The following is a 15,729-nucleotide window of genomic DNA, read 5'->3' as shown; positions in this document are numbered from 1 at the left end:
TAATATCCGGCACCAGATTGTGCTAACTCCGACGGGAGCAAATCCGTGAAAGACTTATTAAAGTTTCTGAAAGCGCAAACTAAAACCGAAGAGTTTGATGCGATCAAAATTGCTCTGGCCTCGCCAGACATGATCCGTTCATGGTCTTTTGGTGAAGTTAAGAAGCCGGAAACCATTAACTACCGTACGTTCAAACCTGAGCGTGACGGTCTGTTCTGCGCCCGTATCTTTGGGCCAGTAAAAGACTATGAGTGCCTGTGCGGTAAGTACAAGCGCCTGAAACACCGTGGTGTGATCTGTGAGAAGTGCGGCGTAGAAGTGACCCAGACCAAAGTGCGTCGTGAGCGCATGGGCCACATCGAGCTGGCGTCTCCGACTGCCCATATCTGGTTCCTGAAATCACTGCCGTCCCGTATCGGCCTGCTGCTGGATATGCCGCTGCGCGATATCGAACGCGTACTGTACTTCGAATCCTATGTGGTTATCGAAGGTGGCATGACCAACCTCGAGCGTAGCCAGATCCTGACCGAAGAGCAGTACCTCGATGCGCTGGAAGAGTTCGGTGACGAATTCGACGCGAAGATGGGTGCGGAAGCTATTCAGGCACTGCTGAAGAGCATGGACCTGGAGCAGGAGTGCGAGCAGCTGCGTGAAGAGCTGAACGAAACCAACTCCGAAACCAAGCGTAAGAAGCTGACCAAGCGTATCAAGCTGCTGGAAGCGTTCGTGCAGTCTGGCAACAAGCCGGAGTGGATGATCCTGACCGTTCTGCCGGTTCTGCCGCCAGATCTTCGTCCGCTGGTTCCGCTGGATGGCGGTCGTTTCGCAACGTCGGATCTGAACGATCTGTATCGTCGCGTGATCAACCGTAACAACCGTCTGAAACGCCTGCTGGATCTCGCTGCGCCGGACATCATCGTACGCAACGAAAAACGTATGCTGCAGGAAGCGGTAGATGCGCTGCTGGATAACGGCCGTCGCGGTCGTGCGATCACCGGTTCCAACAAGCGTCCGCTGAAATCCCTTGCCGACATGATCAAAGGTAAGCAGGGTCGTTTCCGTCAGAACCTGCTCGGTAAGCGTGTTGACTACTCCGGTCGTTCTGTAATCACCGTAGGTCCATACCTGCGTCTGCATCAGTGCGGTCTGCCGAAGAAAATGGCGCTGGAGCTGTTCAAACCGTTCATCTACGGCAAGCTGGAACTGCGTGGCCTCGCGACCACCATCAAAGCCGCCAAGAAAATGGTTGAGCGTGAAGAAGCTGTCGTTTGGGATATCCTGGACGAAGTTATCCGCGAACATCCGGTACTGCTGAACCGTGCACCAACACTGCACCGTCTGGGTATCCAGGCATTTGAGCCGGTACTGATCGAAGGTAAAGCTATCCAGCTGCACCCGCTGGTTTGTGCGGCATACAACGCCGACTTCGATGGTGACCAGATGGCAGTTCACGTACCGCTGACGCTGGAAGCCCAGCTGGAAGCGCGTGCGCTGATGATGTCTACCAACAACATCCTGTCCCCGGCGAACGGCGAACCAATCATCGTTCCGTCTCAGGACGTTGTACTGGGTCTGTACTACATGACCCGTGACTGTGTTAACGCCAAAGGCGAAGGCATGGTGCTGACTGGCCCGAAAGAAGCTGAGCGTATTTACCGCGCTGGCCTGGCCTCTCTGCATGCGCGCGTTAAAGTGCGTATCACTGAATACGAAAAAGATGCAAACGGCGAATTCGTTGCGAAAACCAGCCTGATCGACACCACCGTAGGTCGTGCGATTCTGTGGATGATCGTACCGAAAGGTCTGCCTTTCTCCATCGTCAACCAGGCGCTGGGCAAGAAAGCCATCTCCAAAATGCTGAACACCTGTTACCGCATTCTGGGCCTGAAGCCGACCGTTATCTTTGCTGACCAGACCATGTACACCGGTTTTGCCTATGCAGCGCGCTCTGGTGCGTCTGTTGGTATCGACGACATGGTTATTCCGGAGAAGAAGCACGAAATCATCTCCGAAGCGGAAGCCGAAGTTGCTGAGATCCAGGAGCAGTTCCAGTCTGGTCTGGTAACCGCGGGCGAACGCTACAACAAAGTTATCGATATCTGGGCCGCCGCGAACGATCGCGTATCTAAAGCGATGATGGACAACCTGCAGACTGAAACGGTTATCAACCGTGAAGGTAAAGAAGAGCAGCAGGTTTCCTTCAACAGCATTTACATGATGGCCGACTCCGGTGCGCGTGGTTCTGCTGCACAGATTCGTCAGCTGGCAGGTATGCGTGGTCTGATGGCGAAGCCGGATGGCTCCATCATCGAAACGCCGATCACCGCGAACTTCCGCGAAGGTCTGAACGTACTCCAGTACTTCATCTCCACGCACGGTGCGCGTAAAGGTCTGGCGGATACCGCACTGAAAACGGCGAACTCCGGTTACCTGACCCGTCGTCTGGTAGACGTGGCACAGGATCTGGTTGTCACTGAAGACGATTGCGGCACGCTGGAAGGTATCACCATGACCCCGGTTATCGAGGGTGGTGATGTTAAAGAGCCGCTGCGCGATCGCGTTCTGGGCCGTGTAACTGCTGAAGACGTACTGAAGCCTGGTACCGCAGACATTCTGGTTCCGCGTAACACCCTGCTCCATGAGCACTGGTGTGACCTGCTGGAAGAGAACTCTGTTGACTCAGTGAAAGTGCGCTCCGTCGTATCCTGTGACACCGACTTCGGTGTATGTGCGCACTGCTACGGTCGTGACCTGGCGCGTGGCCACATCATCAACAAAGGTGAAGCAATCGGCGTTATCGCAGCACAGTCCATCGGTGAGCCGGGTACCCAGCTGACGATGCGTACGTTCCACATCGGTGGTGCGGCATCTCGTGCGGCTGCTGAATCCAGCATTCAGGTGAAAAACAAAGGTAGCATCCGTCTGAGCAACGCGAAGTCGGTTGTTAACTCCAGCGGCAAGCTGGTGGTGACGTCACGTAACACCGAGCTGAAGCTGATCGACGAATTCGGTCGTACTAAAGAAAGCTATAAAGTGCCTTACGGTGCGGTAATGGCGAAGGGTGATGGTGAGCAGGTTGCCGGCGGTGAAACCGTTGCAAACTGGGATCCGCACACCATGCCGGTAATCACCGAAGTGAACGGTTACATCCGCTTCACCGACATGATCGACGGCCAGACCATTACCCGTCAGACCGACGAACTGACCGGTCTGTCTTCCCTGGTGGTTCTGGACTCTGCAGAACGTACTACCGGTGGTAAAGACCTGCGTCCGGCACTGAAAATCGTTGATGCCAACGGCGACGACGTTCTGATCCCGGGCACCGACATGCCGGCTCAGTACTTCCTGCCGGGTAAAGCGATTGTACAGCTGGAAGATGGCGTACAGATCGGTGCGGGTGATGCTCTGGCGCGTATTCCACAGGAATCCAGCGGTACCAAGGACATCACCGGTGGTCTGCCACGCGTTGCCGACCTGTTCGAAGCACGTCGTCCGAAAGAGCCGGCAATCCTGGCGGAAATCAGCGGTATCATTTCCTTCGGTAAAGAAACCAAAGGTAAACGCCGTCTGGTTATCACCCCGGTTGATGGCAGCGATCCGTACGAAGAGATGATTCCGAAATGGCGTCAGCTCAACGTGTTCGAAGGTGAGCGCGTAGAACGTGGTGACGTGGTTTCCGACGGTCCGGAAGCACCGCACGACATTCTGCGTCTGCGTGGTGTTCACGCGGTAACTCGTTACATCACCAACGAAGTGCAGGACGTTTACCGTCTGCAGGGCGTTAAGATTAACGATAAGCACATCGAAGTTATCGTGCGTCAGATGCTGCGTAAAGCAACCATCATGAACGCCGGCAGCTCCGAGTTCCTCGAAGGTGAGCAGGCTGAATACTCTCGCATCAAGATCGCTAACCGCGAACTGGAAGCGAACGGCAAGATTGGCGTTACCTATGCGCGCGATCTGCTGGGTATCACCAAAGCCTCTCTGGCAACCGAGTCCTTCATCTCCGCGGCATCGTTCCAGGAGACCACTCGTGTGCTTACCGAAGCAGCCGTTGCGGGCAAACGCGACGAACTGCGCGGCCTGAAAGAGAACGTTATCGTGGGTCGTCTGATCCCGGCTGGTACCGGTTATGCGTACCATCAGGATCGTATGCGTCGCCGTGCTGCGGGTGAACTCCCGGCTGCACCGCAGGTGAGCGCGGAAGAAGCTTCCGCAAGCCTGGCAGAACTGCTGAACGCAGGTCTGGGCGGCAACGACAACGAGTAATCGTGCTGCACCCTGATAAAAACCCGCTTCGGCGGGTTTTTTTTCGCCTGTAATTTTTCAAAAACGTCCTCGATCGCGTTTCAGGACGCCGCTGGTTCAGGCCTGCTGATAAAAGAAACCCATCTTTCATCAGAGGACATCACCATGTTTCGTATCGCCATTCTTATTCTCAGCGCAGCACTCGCTAGCGCCGCCGCCACGGCCGATACCGGCTTTCATCCGTTAACCCTCAGCGAACCGCCGACGCGTCCGCTGGAGGTGGTCGTCTGGTATCCCACAGAACAAACGGGCCCGTCGGAAGAGGTCGGCGGCAACATCGCTTTTGTCGGAACCCCGGTGCATCGCGATGCTGTACCGGCTTCGGGTCGCCATCCGGTGCTGCTGCTGTCGCACGGTTACGGCGGTAACTGGCGCAACCTTAACTGGCTGGCGCAGGCGATGGTCGGGCAGGGCTATATCGTGGCGGCGGTCGATCATCCCGGAACGACAACGCGCAACAAACAGCCCGTGCAGGCCCAGGCCTTATGGTCGCGCCCGCAGGACATGGTGCGGATGCTCGACGCGCTTATTGCTTCGCCGTTACTGGCAGACAGGATTGATGAAACCCGTATTGCGGCGGCGGGGCACTCGTTGGGGGGCTGGACGGTGATGAGTCTGGCGGGAGGGCAGTTTTCCACGGCGCGTTTTATCACGGATTGCAGACAGCACCCGGCCCTGGGCGGATGCAAACTTACTCACACGCTGGGTATCGATCGTCCGGAGGCGGCAGAGAGGCTCGCAGCAAGCCAGCATGACGCGCGTATCAAGGCGGTAATATCGCTGGATGTCGGACTGGCGCGTGGCTTCACCCCTCAGAGCCTGGCGGGTATTAACGTCCCGGTATTGATCATGAGCGCAGAGGCAGACAGTGACGATGTGCCCGCCGCGCTGGAGTCCGGCTATCTGACAGAGAACCTTCCCGCCGGGTTAACGCGAGCCGTCAGCGTAACCGGAGCCACGCACTTCAGCTTTATGCAGTTGTGCAAACCTGGCGCAGCAACATTAATAGAAGCCGAAGCGCCGGGTGAAGGCGTGGTATGCCGCGACGGAGGAGATATCAGTCGGGCAACGGTCCATCAGCGGCTGGTGGCGGAGACTGGCGCATTTCTGAATCAGGCGCTTCATTATCAGGCGCCGCGCGACGATACTCCCCTGGGCTCATCCCGGTAATGCGCATAAATTCGCGGTTGAAATTAGATTTGGTGTTAAATCCGGAATCGAGCATCACCGCCGTGACAGGAGAGGATGTCTGACGCAGTAACCGCTGCGCGTGTGCAATGCGAAAGCCGTTGATCCACTGGGAGACATTACAACCGCGGGTAGCGTTGACCGCCCGGGAGATATGGCGCGCGGGCGTAGCGGTTTTACGTGCCAGCGCATTCAGGGTGAGATCCGGATTCAGATAAAGTGCCTGGTCGGTAATCAGCGCTTCCAGTTGCGTGCAGCGCTGCGCTTCTTCAGGGGCAATCGCAGGCATCGTCGCCGTAGCCGGGGCTTCAGGCATAGCCTGTGGTGCGGCGTTTCGCGGCGGGAGTAAAATTCCGAGGCAAAGAAACGGCAACAACATACCCTGGGATATCACCACCAGCAACGCAGCATGCTCGCCGCGATACAGGCTGAAATCAACGGCGATAGCCATGTCCGTCAGCCCGGAGAAGCACAGGAAACCGCCCGCGATAAACGCCAGTCTGAATGTAGTCGGCACGTCGCTGAGGCGGCTTAAGACAAAGCGATCCTCACCGCGTTGGGCGGTACGCAGCAGGGCACCGCCGTAACCGATATAGAGCAGTATCAATACCGTGTCGGTAACAGCAGGTAAAAAAAGGTGAAGGATCAGGGCTGCCGCCGGCGGTGCCAGGGTGATGATGTGTCGCCAGCGAAGCGGGGTGTCGGTCTAACTGGCGAAGCAGCGCCAGGTGAGCGGCGGCAGACCAATAGCTGCCAGGGTTTGCATCTGCCGTAGCAGCGGAAGGTCGAAGGACCAGCGCAGCGCCGACATCAGGACCACCACTGCGCAACCGGCGAGAAACCAGAGCGCACCGGGATGACGACTGACGTGTGAAAGGTACACTTTCGCCAGCAGTAACAGCAAAATGGCGAGCGTGACAACCGGAACGGGAACAGAGGGCATGGATGACCTGCTTGATGGAGGACGCTACGGCGTAATGATGCAGTTGTGCCATAAAACGCGGTGAAAAACACCTCCCGGATCGGTGGGTTGCAAATACCGTAGAATGCGAGATAAAAAAATGCCCGGTGTTACCGGGCATTCCTGGCACCGCAGCGGGCGCTATTTCACCAGCGGCAGACGACGATAGAGTTCAATCATGTCGCCCGCGAGATCCTGAATCACCATCGCGTTCATCAGGTGATCCTGGGAGTGAACGGTAATCAGGTTCACCGGCAGTTTGCCGCTGCCTTCATCAAGGCCGATGAGCTGGGTCTGGATTTTATGGGCATGCTTCACATACTCATGCGACTCTTCCATCGCTTTTTCCGCGCCGTCGAAGTCGCCTTTGCGGGCAAGCTGTAACGCGGTGAGTGCCTGGCTGCGTGCGGACCCGGCGTTAACCAGCAGCTCCATAATGATCGATTCTAAATCTTCCATCTGTTACTCCATTAATTTCAGGGCTTTATCCAGCACCACATCGCCTTTCATCATGCCGTAATCCATCATGTCGATAACGGCCACGGTTTTACCCAGCGGATCGGCAATTGCCTGGAACTTCTGCTGTTCATATTTAACCTGCGGGCCGAGCAGCACGATATCCGCCGTATCGATAATGTCCTTAAACTCAGCAACCGGTACGGCTTTGATTGAGACCTCAACACCGCGCTTCTGCGCTGCGTCTTTCATGCGTTGTACCAGCATGCTGGTGGACATACCTGCAGCGCAGCATAAAACGATATTCTTCATAATCTGCTCTCTGATTCCGGGGGATAGCGGAAATATTTATCCCCGCTGGCAGGCAGCAACAACCGCTTTCGCCTGATTGTGTGTCTGCCATCACAAAAGAAACCGGCGCAGACGGAAACCGGTTACCTTTTTTGTGAAATGGTCTACTCAAGCCGCGTTTGCATCTGAATAAACAGGAATTTCAGGTGTCAGCACGGTGAAGGCGGGGCGGCAATTGGCAGGGAAAATACCGCCCCGGTCAGCACCGTAACGCTGACAACAGGGAGGTTAACGAAGGTTGCGCCGCATGCCGAGCGTCCGTTTCGCCGTTTGCGGCGCGCTATCCGTGATTTCTTCCGGTTTGCAGCATGGCATCAGGAAAGTTGCGAACCTCTTCCCAGAAAGTGGTCCCAGTCTTTCCACACCGGCTGTAATCCGGCCTCTACCAGCGCAGCGGCCACCTCTTCCGGACGGCGGCTGTCGTGGGTAGCGAACTGTTCCAGCTCCGGGTTGCCATCGGCATAGCCGCCGGGCTGGGTACGCGAAAAAGCGCTGACGGTATTAATCGCCAGCGGAATAACGCGATCGCGGAACCACGGCGATTCCCGGGTGGAGAGCGACAGCTCCACTTCCGGCATCAACAGCCTGAAGGCGCAGATGGTCTGCACCAGCTCGCGCTCATTCATCAGCGATGCCGGTTCCACGCCGCCCGCACAGGGACGCAGGCGCGGGAACGAGACCGAATAACGGCTCTGCCAGTAGTGCTGCTGCAGCCAGAGCAGGTGTTCGGCCAGCAGATAGCAGTCCACGCGCCAGCTGTCCGACAGGCCGATCAATGCCCCCAGTCCGATCTTATCGATCCCGGCCCGACCCAGACGATCCGGGGTTTCCAGCCGCCAGAAAAAGTCCTGCTTGTTGCCGCGCAGGTGGTGCCGGGCGTAGCAGCCTTCATTGTAGGTTTCCTGATAAACCAGCACGCCATCCAGCCCGAGGGTTTTCAGCTCGGCGTACTCCGCCTGCGCCAGCGGTTGCACTTCCATCTGCAGCGAAGAAAAACGGCTGCGGATGGCAGGCAGATGCTGGCGAAAGTAGTCCATGCCCACTTTGCTCTGATGCTCGCCGGTCACCAGCAGGATATGGTCGAACCCCAACGCCTGCAGGGCATCACACTCCCGGACAATCTCCGCCTCGTCCAGCGTCTTGCGGCGCAGGCGGTTGCTCATAGAAAAGCCACAGTAGGTGCAGTCGTTGGCGCACAGGTTGGAGAGATAAAGCGGGACGTAAAAGCTGACTGTATTGCCGAAGCGCTGGCGGGTAAGGCGCTGGGCCTGCTGAGCCAGTGCTTCGAGGTACGGCTGTGCGGCCGGTGAGAGCAGCGCCATCATATCGTCCCGACTACGCTTTGAGGCATTCAGCGCGCGCTCAACGTCAGCCCCGGTTTTGCTGTTGATGCGCAGCCGGATATCGTCCCAGTCGAACTGCTGCCAGTGCGAGGTAAACGTCTTCATCCGGCGGCCCCCAGAAAGTCGGTGAGCGGGCTGGAGGCGCTGGCTACCTGCTGTTGCGCGCCCGGCCCGGCCTGATGTGCCAGCGCGCCGGCTTCAACGGCAAGGCGGAACGCCTGCGCCATGCGTACCGGGTCGCTGGCAACGGCTATCGCCGTGTTTACCAGTACCGCGGCGGCCCCCATCTCCAGCGCCTCGGTGGCGTGGCTCGGCACACCGATACCGGCATCGACCACCACCGGCACCGTGGCCTGTTCAATAATGATCTCCAGCAGTGCGCGGGTCTGTAGCCCTTTATTGGAGCCAATCGGCGCACCGAGCGGCATCACCGCCGCGCAGCCGGCTTCCTCCAGCCGCTTGCACAGTACCGGGTCGGCACCGCAGTAGGGCAGCACCACGAACCCCTGCGCGACCAGCTTCTCTGCGGCACGCAGCGTTTCAATCGGGTCGGGCAGCAGGTAGCGGGCATCCGGGTGAATTTCGAGTTTGACCCAGTGCGTACCCAGCGCCTCGCGGGCCAGCTGCGCGGCGAACACCGCTTCCTCGGCGGTTTTCGCGCCGGAGGTATTCGGCAGCAGCGTGACGCCCGCCTCCAGCAGCGGGGCGAGAATCGCATCCCGGCGATCCCGCAGATCGACGCGCTTCATTGCCAGCGTCACCAGTTCGCTACCGGAGGCGCGGATCGCGTCCACCATCAATGAGGACGAAGCGAATTTACCGGTGCCGGTAAAGAGTCGCGAGGTAAAGGTTTTATCAGCAATGCGCAGCATGTCAGCCTCCGGCGATGACCTGAAAAAGCAGGAGGTGATCGCCCTCCTCAAGATGGTGTTCCTCCCAGCGCGAGCGCGGGAGGATCTGATGGTTCAGCGCCAGCGCCACGCCGGGCGTCAGCAGCTGCCGTTGCGAAAGAAACGCCGCGACGGTGAGCGGCATGTCGCACTCCTGTCGCTCGTCGTTAAGCAGAACGTGCATACGCGCCTCCACCACATACCGGGCAGCCCGGCGCGCGCGTCAGACTCAGTGTGCGCCACTGTCCACTGCGTCCATCAAACAGACGCAGCGTACTGGCATCGGTTGGCATACCGCTCAGCAGCTTCAGACCTTCCAGCGCCTGCAGTGTTCCCATCATGCCCACGACCGGGCCGGGCACACCGGCGGTGCGGCAGTTGCGCTCCGGCTCGGCGTCGTCAGGCCACAGGCAGCGGTAGCAGCCGTGCTGCCAGGGCGGCGTCAGGGTCATTATCTGGCCGCCGAAGCCGACGGCGCTGGCGCTAATCAGCGGCCTGTTCTGCGCCACGCAGGCGGCATTGATGGCCTGGCGCGACGCCATGTTATCGGTACAGTCCAGCACCACATCCGCCTGCGCTACCGCCTGTAGCAGAGCATCGCCCTGTAAACGCTGCGACAGAAGGCGCAGCGTGACGTGCGGGTTGATTGCGCTCAGCCGCCGTCCAGCTGCTTCGGCTTTCGGCTGGCCAACATCCGCACTGGCATAGAGCGTCTGCCGGTGCAGATTGCTGATGTGCACCTGGTCATCATCCACCAGCGTCAGGGTGCCAACGCCTGCGCCCGCAAGGTAGTGCGCGGCCGGCGAGCCAAGTCCGCCCAGCCCGATAATCAGCGCCCGGCCTCGCTGTAAGCGGCTCTGTCCTTCAACGGCAATGTCCTCCAGCAGGATCTGGCGGCTGTAGCGCATGAAATCGGCATCATTCATCGCCCACCCCCGCCAGTGCCAGCAGCGCCCGGGTCGCTGCCTGCCAGTCTGCGGCCTGCGTAATGGCGCTGACCACGGCAATGCTGCCCACGCCGGTCTCCAGCACCGCCGCGGCGCGTTCGAGGCTGATACCGCCGATGGCGACGGTGGGGTAATTGCCTACTCTTTTTACGTGCGCCGCCAGCTGGCTCAGCCCCTGCGGCGCAGAGGGCATCTGTTTGGTTTGGGTTGGAAACACGTGACCAAGAGCGATATAGGAGGGGCGTACCGCCAGCGCGACGTCAATCTCCATATCGTCATGGGTGGAAACGCCCAGCCGCAGTCCGGCAGCACGGATTGCGTCCAGATCGGCGCTGGCAAGATCCTCCTGACCGAGATGCACGCCGTAGGCTTGGTGCTTGATCGCCAGCCGCCAGTAATCGTTGATAAACAGCCGGGCGTGATAGCCTTTACCCAGCGCGATGGCCGCCTGCACATCGGCCTCAACCTCATGGTCCTGTTTGTCTTTGATGCGCAGCTGTAACGTGCGCACGCCCGCCGCCAGCAGGCGTTCAACCCAGAGCAGGCTGTCCACCACCGGGTAGAGACCGAGACGTTGCGGCACTACAGGGAACAGGGGGGTCAGCATCATGCTTCCTCCTGGCGCAGATAGATGTCGCCGCCTTTGGCGCGGAAGGTGTTCGCCATGTCGTTCAGGCCCGCTTCACGCTCCTGCTGCGCCGCATAGTCGCGGACTTCCTGAGTGATTTTCATCGAGCAGAATTTCGGGCCACACATGGAGCAGAAGTGCGCCACTTTGCCTGACTCCTGCGGCAGCGTTTCGTCGTGATAGGCCCGGGCGGTAAACGGGTCGAGCGCAAGGTTAAACTGATCCTCCCAGCGGAACTCGAAGCGCGCCTTCGACATGGCGTTATCGCGGATCTGCGCGCCCGGATGGCCCTTCGCCAGGTCAGCGGCGTGCGCGGCGATTTTGTAAGTAATCAGCCCCTGCTTCACGTCCTCTTTGTTCGGCAGGCCGAGGTGCTCTTTAGGTGTCACGTAGCAGAGCATCGCGCAGCCAAACCAGCCGATCATCGCGGCGCCGATGCCCGAGGTAAAGTGATCGTAGCCCGGTGCAATGTCGGTGGTCAGCGGGCCGAGGGTATAGAACGGGGCTTCATGGCAGTGCTCCAGCTCCTCGGTCATATTGCGGCGGATCATCTGCATCGGCACGTGCCCTGGGCCTTCAATCATCACCTGAACGTCATACTCCCAGGCGATTTTCGTCAGCTCGCCCAGCGTGTGCAGCTCGGCGAACTGCGCCTCGTCGTTGGCATCCTGAATTGAACCCGGACGCAGCCCGTCGCCGAGCGACAGCGACACGTCGTAGGCAGCGCAAATTTCGCAGATCTCGCGGAAGTGGGTGTAGAGGAAGTTCTCCTGATGGTGCGACAGGCACCATTTCGCCATGATAGACCCACCGCGCGAGACAATCCCGGTGAGGCGTTTCGCGGTCATTGGCACATAGCGCAGCAGCACCCCGGCATGGATGGTGAAGTAGTCCACACCCTGTTCCGCCTGCTCCAGCAGGGTATCGCGGAACGACTCCCAGCTCAGGTTTTCCGCAATGCCGTTGACCTTCTCCAGCGCCTGATAGATCGGCACAGTGCCAATCGGCACCGGGCTGTTGCGCAGGATCCACTCCCGCGTCTCGTGGATGTAGCGCCCGGTAGAGAGATCCATCACCGTATCCGCGCCCCAGCGCGTGGACCACACCAGTTTCTCCACCTCTTCTTCAATAGAGGAGGTCACCGCGGAATTACCGATGTTGGCATTCACTTTCACCAGGAAGTTGCGGCCAATGATCATCGGTTCCGATTCAGGGTGATTAATATTGGCGGGAATGATGGCGCGGCCGGCGGCAACTTCAGCGCGCACAAACTCGGGGGTGATGTTTTCCGGCAACTGGGCGCCAAAGGCTTCTCCCGGATGCTGGTGGCGCAGCACTTCGCTGCGGATGCGCTCCCGGCCCATATTCTCGCGGATTGCGATGAACTCCATCTCCGGCGTGATGATGCCCTGGCGTGCGTAGTGCAGCTGGGTGACGCATTTGCCTGGACGGGCGCGGCGCGGCGTCAGCAGGCCGCTAAAACGTAGTTCATCCAGCCCGTCATCGGCGAGTCGCTCCCGTGTCCAGGCGGAGCTGCGGCTGGACAGCGCCTCGGTATCCTGACGCGCTTCAATCCACGGGGCGCGCACTTTCTCCAGCCCGCGGTGCACATCGATAGCGACTGCCGGGTCGCCGTAGGGGCCGGAGGTGTCGTACACCGGCACCGGCTCGTTGGCTTCATACTGCGGGTTGCTTTCACTGCCGCCGGTAAGGGTCGGGCTGAGCTGGATCTCGCGCATCGGCACGCGAATATCGGGCCGGGAGCCGGTGAGGTAGATACGGTGCGAATTGGGAAACGCGGTTCCCTCAAGGGTGCTGATAAAACGTTGGGCCTGCGCGCGGGTTTCGCGGCGGTTGGGTTTGACGGTCACAGACATAGCGCATTCCAGTAAATAATCGGGAAGTGGCTTGTCAGAACGACGGATGAAGCAAGAGGGAGACGCCGCGCAGAGGTGCGACGCCACAGCAGATTGACTCTTGTTCCCTTCGCAGGTATTAGCCTGATCAGGTTCCGCGGATCCCGAATTAACGGTCTCAGCCCGTGCATACACACTGGGCACTCCGACAAGATGGCCCTTCAGCGATGCTGCCACAGGGCAGAATGCTTCAGGGAAAACCCCGCACGACGGCGGGGCTAAAATAAATTACGCGTTAACTGCCCGAAACTCAAGCCGGGCGCGCGAAGCTGGTTTCGTCGTTGGCGCTGTCGCGCAGGTCGTTATCAAATGCCAGCACGATCAGTTTATCTTCCAGCGCGAAGCGGGCAGCCAGCGCTTCGCCGATACCGGACAGCGCTTCCTGGAACTCCAGGCAGTTGTCGTGATCGATAGCATTTTCCAGATGGGTATCGTAATACGCCATGATTTCCTGCGTATTCGCTTCGAGTAAGGGGTAGAGTTGCGTGGCGGCAACCAGCGGGCTGGACCCTTCCATTTCGCTGATAAGGCGCTCGTAAATATTAAAGTGACCGGCTGACAGGTAATCAACCAGGTTGTGACAAAAATCATCCAGCGCCTGTTCGTCCAGCGCGATGTGCGTTTCCTTGCCAGGTTTAATGCCAACCACTTTGTAATAGTTTACCAGCAGGTGTTTGCGCACGTTGAGCCAGCGGTCGACGAGTTCGTTACTGCCTCCAACGCGTTCTGTCAGACTTTCCAGCTGATTTAGCATGATCGACTCCATGAGTTATAAGATTAAAAGCAGTACACCCAAAATATGTAAAAATAATGTGAACAACATGCCAGTGAAGCTAAGGTAGTGCAACAGGTTATGGAACATACAATAGACAAACACGATCACGGCTGGTGGATCATCAGCCATGAACAAAAATTATGGCTGCCGAATGGCGATTTGCCCAATGGATACGCGGAAAAATTTTCGCTGACCGGTAAAAGCGCGATCAAAATCGGCGAATGGGAAAATGAGCCGGTGTGGCTGGTGCGTGAGGCCCGGCGGCAGGACATGGCGTCTGTGCGCCAGGTCATCGATAAGGATGTCGGTCTGTTCCAGCTTGCTGGCCGCGGCGTACAGCTCGCCGAATTCTATCGTTCACACAAGTACTGCGGCTACTGCGGCCACGAAATGCATCCCGGAAAAAGCGAGTGGGCGATGCTATGTGGGCACTGCCACGAGCGCTACTATCCGCAAATTGCCCCGTGCATCATTGTTGCCATCCGCCACGAGGATAAGATCCTGCTGGCTCAGCACAACCGCCACCGCAACGGCATCTATACCGTGCTGGCCGGCTTTGTCGAAGTGGGCGAGACGCTGGAGCAGGCGGTCGCGCGTGAAGTGATGGAAGAGAGCAATATCCGGGTGAAGAACCTGCGTTACGTCACTTCCCAGCCGTGGCCGTTCCCGCAGTCGTTAATGACGGCTTACATGGCGGAATACGACAGCGGCGAGCTGAAAATCGACCCCAAAGAGCTGTCAGATGCCGGCTGGTATCGGTATGACCAGCTGCCGCTGCTGCCCCCGCCGGGCACCGTGGCGCGCCGCTTGATCGAAGATACTGTCGCTTTGTGCCGGGCTGAGTACGAATGACGTGGTAAACTGACGGCCACGCTTTTTAAGGAATGCTGAAATGACCGAACTGAAGAACGATCGTTACCTGCGCGCCCTGCTGCGCCAGCCGGTAGATGTCACGCCCGTATGGATGATGCGCCAGGCGGGCCGCTATCTGCCGGAATATAAGGCGACCCGCGCGCAGGCGGGCGATTTTATGTCGCTGTGCAAAAACGCCGAGCTGGCGTGCGAAGTGACGCTCCAGCCACTGCGCCGTTACCCGCTCGATGCGGCGATCCTCTTCTCGGACATTCTCACCGTGCCGGACGCGATGGGCCTCGGCCTGTACTTTGAAACCGGCGAAGGCCCGCGCTTCACCTCGCCCATCAAGAACAAAGCCGACGTCGACAGGCTGCCCATTCCTGACCCGGAGCAGGAACTGGGCTACGTGATGAACGCGGTGCGTACCATTCGCCGCGAACTTAAAGGCGAGGTGCCGCTGATTGGCTTCACCGGCAGCCCGTGGACGCTGGCCACTTACATGGTGGAAGGCGGCAGCAGCAAAGCCTTTACCCTGATCAAAAAGATGATGTACGCCGAGCCGCAGACGCTGCACGCGCTGCTCGACAAGCTGGCGAAGAGCGTCACGCTGTACCTGAATGCCCAGATCCGCGCCGGCGCGCAGTCGGTAATGATCTTCGATACCTGGGGCGGCGTGCTCACCGGGCGCGACTATCAGCAGTTCTCGCTCTACTACATGCATAAAATCATCGACGGTCTGCTGCGTGAAAACGACGGCAAACGCGTGCCGGTGACGCTGTTCACCAAAGGCGGCGGACAGTGGCTGGAAGCGATGGCTGACACCGGCTGTGACGCGCTGGGCCTCGACTGGACCACCGATATCGCCGATGCGCGTCGTCGCGTGGGGCACAAGGTTGCGCTGCAGGGAAATATGGACCCATCAATGCTTTACGCGCAGCCGGCCCGTATAGAAGAAGAGGTAGCGACTATACTGGAAGGTTTCGGACAGGGTGAAGGCCACGTCTTCAATCTGGGGCACGGCATTCACCAGGATGTGCCGCCTGAACACGCAGGCGCGTTTGTGGAGGCGGTACACCGGCTGTCCGTACCGTATCACAACTAAGGAGCACGT

Annotated in this window: 15 protein-coding genes and 1 riboswitch; of the genes, 4 read left to right on the top strand and 11 right to left on the bottom strand. The window is 58.8% G+C overall.

Annotation, left to right across the window (positions count from 1 at the left end; genetic code table 11):
- The first annotated feature begins 45 nt into the window (after window positions 1–45).
- Complete coding sequence (gene rpoC, locus KFZ77_RS18035) at window positions 46–4,269, top strand: DNA-directed RNA polymerase subunit beta' (protein ID WP_031522780.1); 4,224 nt, start codon at window positions 46–48, stop codon at window positions 4,267–4,269.
- Window positions 4,270–4,413: 144 nt separating this feature from the next.
- Window positions 4,414–5,478, top strand: a complete 1,065-nt coding sequence (locus KFZ77_RS18030) for an alpha/beta hydrolase family protein (RefSeq protein WP_031522781.1) — start codon at window positions 4,414–4,416, stop codon at window positions 5,476–5,478.
- Here KFZ77_RS18030 and KFZ77_RS18025 read toward each other — a convergent pair.
- The 11 genes from KFZ77_RS18025 to KFZ77_RS17980 form a co-directional block, all read right to left on the bottom strand.
- Window positions 5,366–6,103, bottom strand: coding sequence for a helix-turn-helix domain-containing protein (locus tag KFZ77_RS18025; protein ID WP_319640960.1), 738 nt, complete (start codon window positions 6,101–6,103; stop codon window positions 5,366–5,368). The two genes, KFZ77_RS18030 and KFZ77_RS18025, sit on opposite strands and share 113 nt — an antisense overlap.
- Before the next feature lie 99 nt (window positions 6,104–6,202).
- Complete coding sequence (locus tag KFZ77_RS19735) at window positions 6,203–6,439, bottom strand: hypothetical protein (RefSeq protein ID WP_319640959.1); 237 nt, start codon at window positions 6,437–6,439, stop codon at window positions 6,203–6,205.
- 159 nt (window positions 6,440–6,598) lie between these two features.
- Window positions 6,599–6,916 (bottom strand): PTS lactose/cellobiose transporter subunit IIA, encoded by a 318-nt coding sequence (locus KFZ77_RS18020; RefSeq protein WP_031522784.1) that lies wholly within the window; start codon window positions 6,914–6,916, stop codon window positions 6,599–6,601.
- A gap of 3 nt (window positions 6,917–6,919) precedes the next feature.
- On the bottom strand, window positions 6,920–7,225 hold the full coding sequence (locus tag KFZ77_RS18015; RefSeq protein ID WP_031522786.1) for a PTS sugar transporter subunit IIB: 306 nt from the start codon (window positions 7,223–7,225) through the stop codon (window positions 6,920–6,922).
- Window positions 7,226–7,578: 353 nt separating this feature from the next.
- Entirely contained in the window at window positions 7,579–8,712 is a 1,134-nt protein-coding gene (thiH, locus tag KFZ77_RS18010) for a 2-iminoacetate synthase ThiH (protein ID WP_031522788.1), read from the bottom strand.
- Window positions 8,709–9,479, bottom strand: coding sequence for a thiazole synthase (thiG, locus tag KFZ77_RS18005; protein WP_031522789.1), 771 nt, complete (start codon window positions 9,477–9,479; stop codon window positions 8,709–8,711). The genes thiH and thiG overlap by 4 nt, the downstream gene beginning before the upstream one ends.
- A gap of 1 nt (window position 9,480) precedes the next feature.
- Window positions 9,481–9,681, bottom strand: a complete 201-nt coding sequence (thiS, locus tag KFZ77_RS18000) for a sulfur carrier protein ThiS (protein ID WP_031522791.1) — start codon at window positions 9,679–9,681, stop codon at window positions 9,481–9,483.
- Window positions 9,665–10,423, bottom strand: coding sequence for a HesA/MoeB/ThiF family protein (locus KFZ77_RS17995; RefSeq protein ID WP_264384973.1), 759 nt, complete (start codon window positions 10,421–10,423; stop codon window positions 9,665–9,667). The genes thiS and KFZ77_RS17995 overlap by 17 nt, the downstream gene beginning before the upstream one ends.
- Window positions 10,416–11,051: a thiamine phosphate synthase gene (thiE, locus tag KFZ77_RS17990; RefSeq protein WP_031522795.1), complete on the bottom strand. Its 636-nt coding sequence runs from the start codon at window positions 11,049–11,051 to the stop codon at window positions 10,416–10,418. Before thiE ends, KFZ77_RS17995 begins: the two co-directional genes overlap by 8 nt.
- Window positions 11,051–12,949, bottom strand: coding sequence for a phosphomethylpyrimidine synthase ThiC (gene thiC, locus KFZ77_RS17985; protein ID WP_264384972.1), 1,899 nt, complete (start codon window positions 12,947–12,949; stop codon window positions 11,051–11,053). The genes thiE and thiC overlap by 1 nt, the downstream gene beginning before the upstream one ends.
- Before the next feature lie 87 nt (window positions 12,950–13,036).
- Window positions 13,037–13,146, bottom strand: a riboswitch (TPP riboswitch).
- A gap of 92 nt (window positions 13,147–13,238) precedes the next feature.
- Window positions 13,239–13,742, bottom strand: a complete 504-nt coding sequence (locus tag KFZ77_RS17980) for an Rsd/AlgQ family anti-sigma factor (RefSeq protein ID WP_031522799.1) — start codon at window positions 13,740–13,742, stop codon at window positions 13,239–13,241.
- A 99-nt stretch (window positions 13,743–13,841) separates the two neighbouring features.
- On the opposite strand from KFZ77_RS17980, the gene nudC reads away from it, so the two are divergent.
- Complete coding sequence (gene nudC, locus KFZ77_RS17975; protein ID WP_264384971.1) at window positions 13,842–14,615, top strand: NAD(+) diphosphatase; 774 nt, start codon at window positions 13,842–13,844, stop codon at window positions 14,613–14,615.
- Between the two features lie 40 nt (window positions 14,616–14,655).
- A complete protein-coding gene (gene hemE, locus KFZ77_RS17970; RefSeq protein ID WP_264384970.1) occupies window positions 14,656–15,720 on the top strand; it encodes a uroporphyrinogen decarboxylase in 1,065 nt (354 codons plus the stop codon).
- The last annotated feature ends 9 nt before the right edge of the window (window positions 15,721–15,729 follow it).

The sequence above is a fragment of the Siccibacter colletis genome, from assembly GCF_025914095.1.
Taxonomy (GTDB): Bacteria; Pseudomonadota; Gammaproteobacteria; order Enterobacterales; family Enterobacteriaceae; genus Siccibacter; species Siccibacter colletis.
The sequence above is the reverse complement of the archived record's forward strand: the minus strand, read 5'-3'. Positions and strand labels throughout refer to the sequence as shown.

Bases quoted from the DNA above. Each gene is read 5' to 3' on its own strand.
- thiE (WP_031522795.1), bottom strand. From the start codon at position 11,051: ATGCTGACCCCCCTGTTCCCTGTAGTGCCGCAACGTCTCGGTCTCTAC.
- thiS (WP_031522791.1), bottom strand. From the start codon at position 9,681: ATGCACGTTCTGCTTAACGACGAGCGACAGGAGTGCGACATGCCGCTC.
- KFZ77_RS18030 (WP_031522781.1), top strand. From the start codon at position 4,414: ATGTTTCGTATCGCCATTCTTATTCTCAGCGCAGCACTCGCTAGCGCC.
- KFZ77_RS18020 (WP_031522784.1), bottom strand. From the start codon at position 6,916: ATGGAAGATTTAGAATCGATCATTATGGAGCTGCTGGTTAACGCCGGG.
- KFZ77_RS19735 (WP_319640959.1), bottom strand. From the start codon at position 6,439: ATGCCCTCTGTTCCCGTTCCGGTTGTCACGCTCGCCATTTTGCTGTTA.
- thiG (WP_031522789.1), bottom strand. From the start codon at position 9,479: ATGCTGCGCATTGCTGATAAAACCTTTACCTCGCGACTCTTTACCGGC.
- thiC (WP_264384972.1), bottom strand. From the start codon at position 12,949: ATGTCTGTGACCGTCAAACCCAACCGCCGCGAAACCCGCGCGCAGGCC.
- KFZ77_RS17995 (WP_264384973.1), bottom strand. From the start codon at position 10,423: ATGAATGATGCCGATTTCATGCGCTACAGCCGCCAGATCCTGCTGGAG.
- KFZ77_RS17980 (WP_031522799.1), bottom strand. From the start codon at position 13,742: ATGCTAAATCAGCTGGAAAGTCTGACAGAACGCGTTGGAGGCAGTAAC.
- KFZ77_RS18015 (WP_031522786.1), bottom strand. From the start codon at position 7,225: ATGAAGAATATCGTTTTATGCTGCGCTGCAGGTATGTCCACCAGCATG.
- nudC (WP_264384971.1), top strand. From the start codon at position 13,842: ATGGAACATACAATAGACAAACACGATCACGGCTGGTGGATCATCAGC.
- hemE (WP_264384970.1), top strand. From the start codon at position 14,656: ATGACCGAACTGAAGAACGATCGTTACCTGCGCGCCCTGCTGCGCCAG.
- thiH (WP_031522788.1), bottom strand. From the start codon at position 8,712: ATGAAGACGTTTACCTCGCACTGGCAGCAGTTCGACTGGGACGATATC.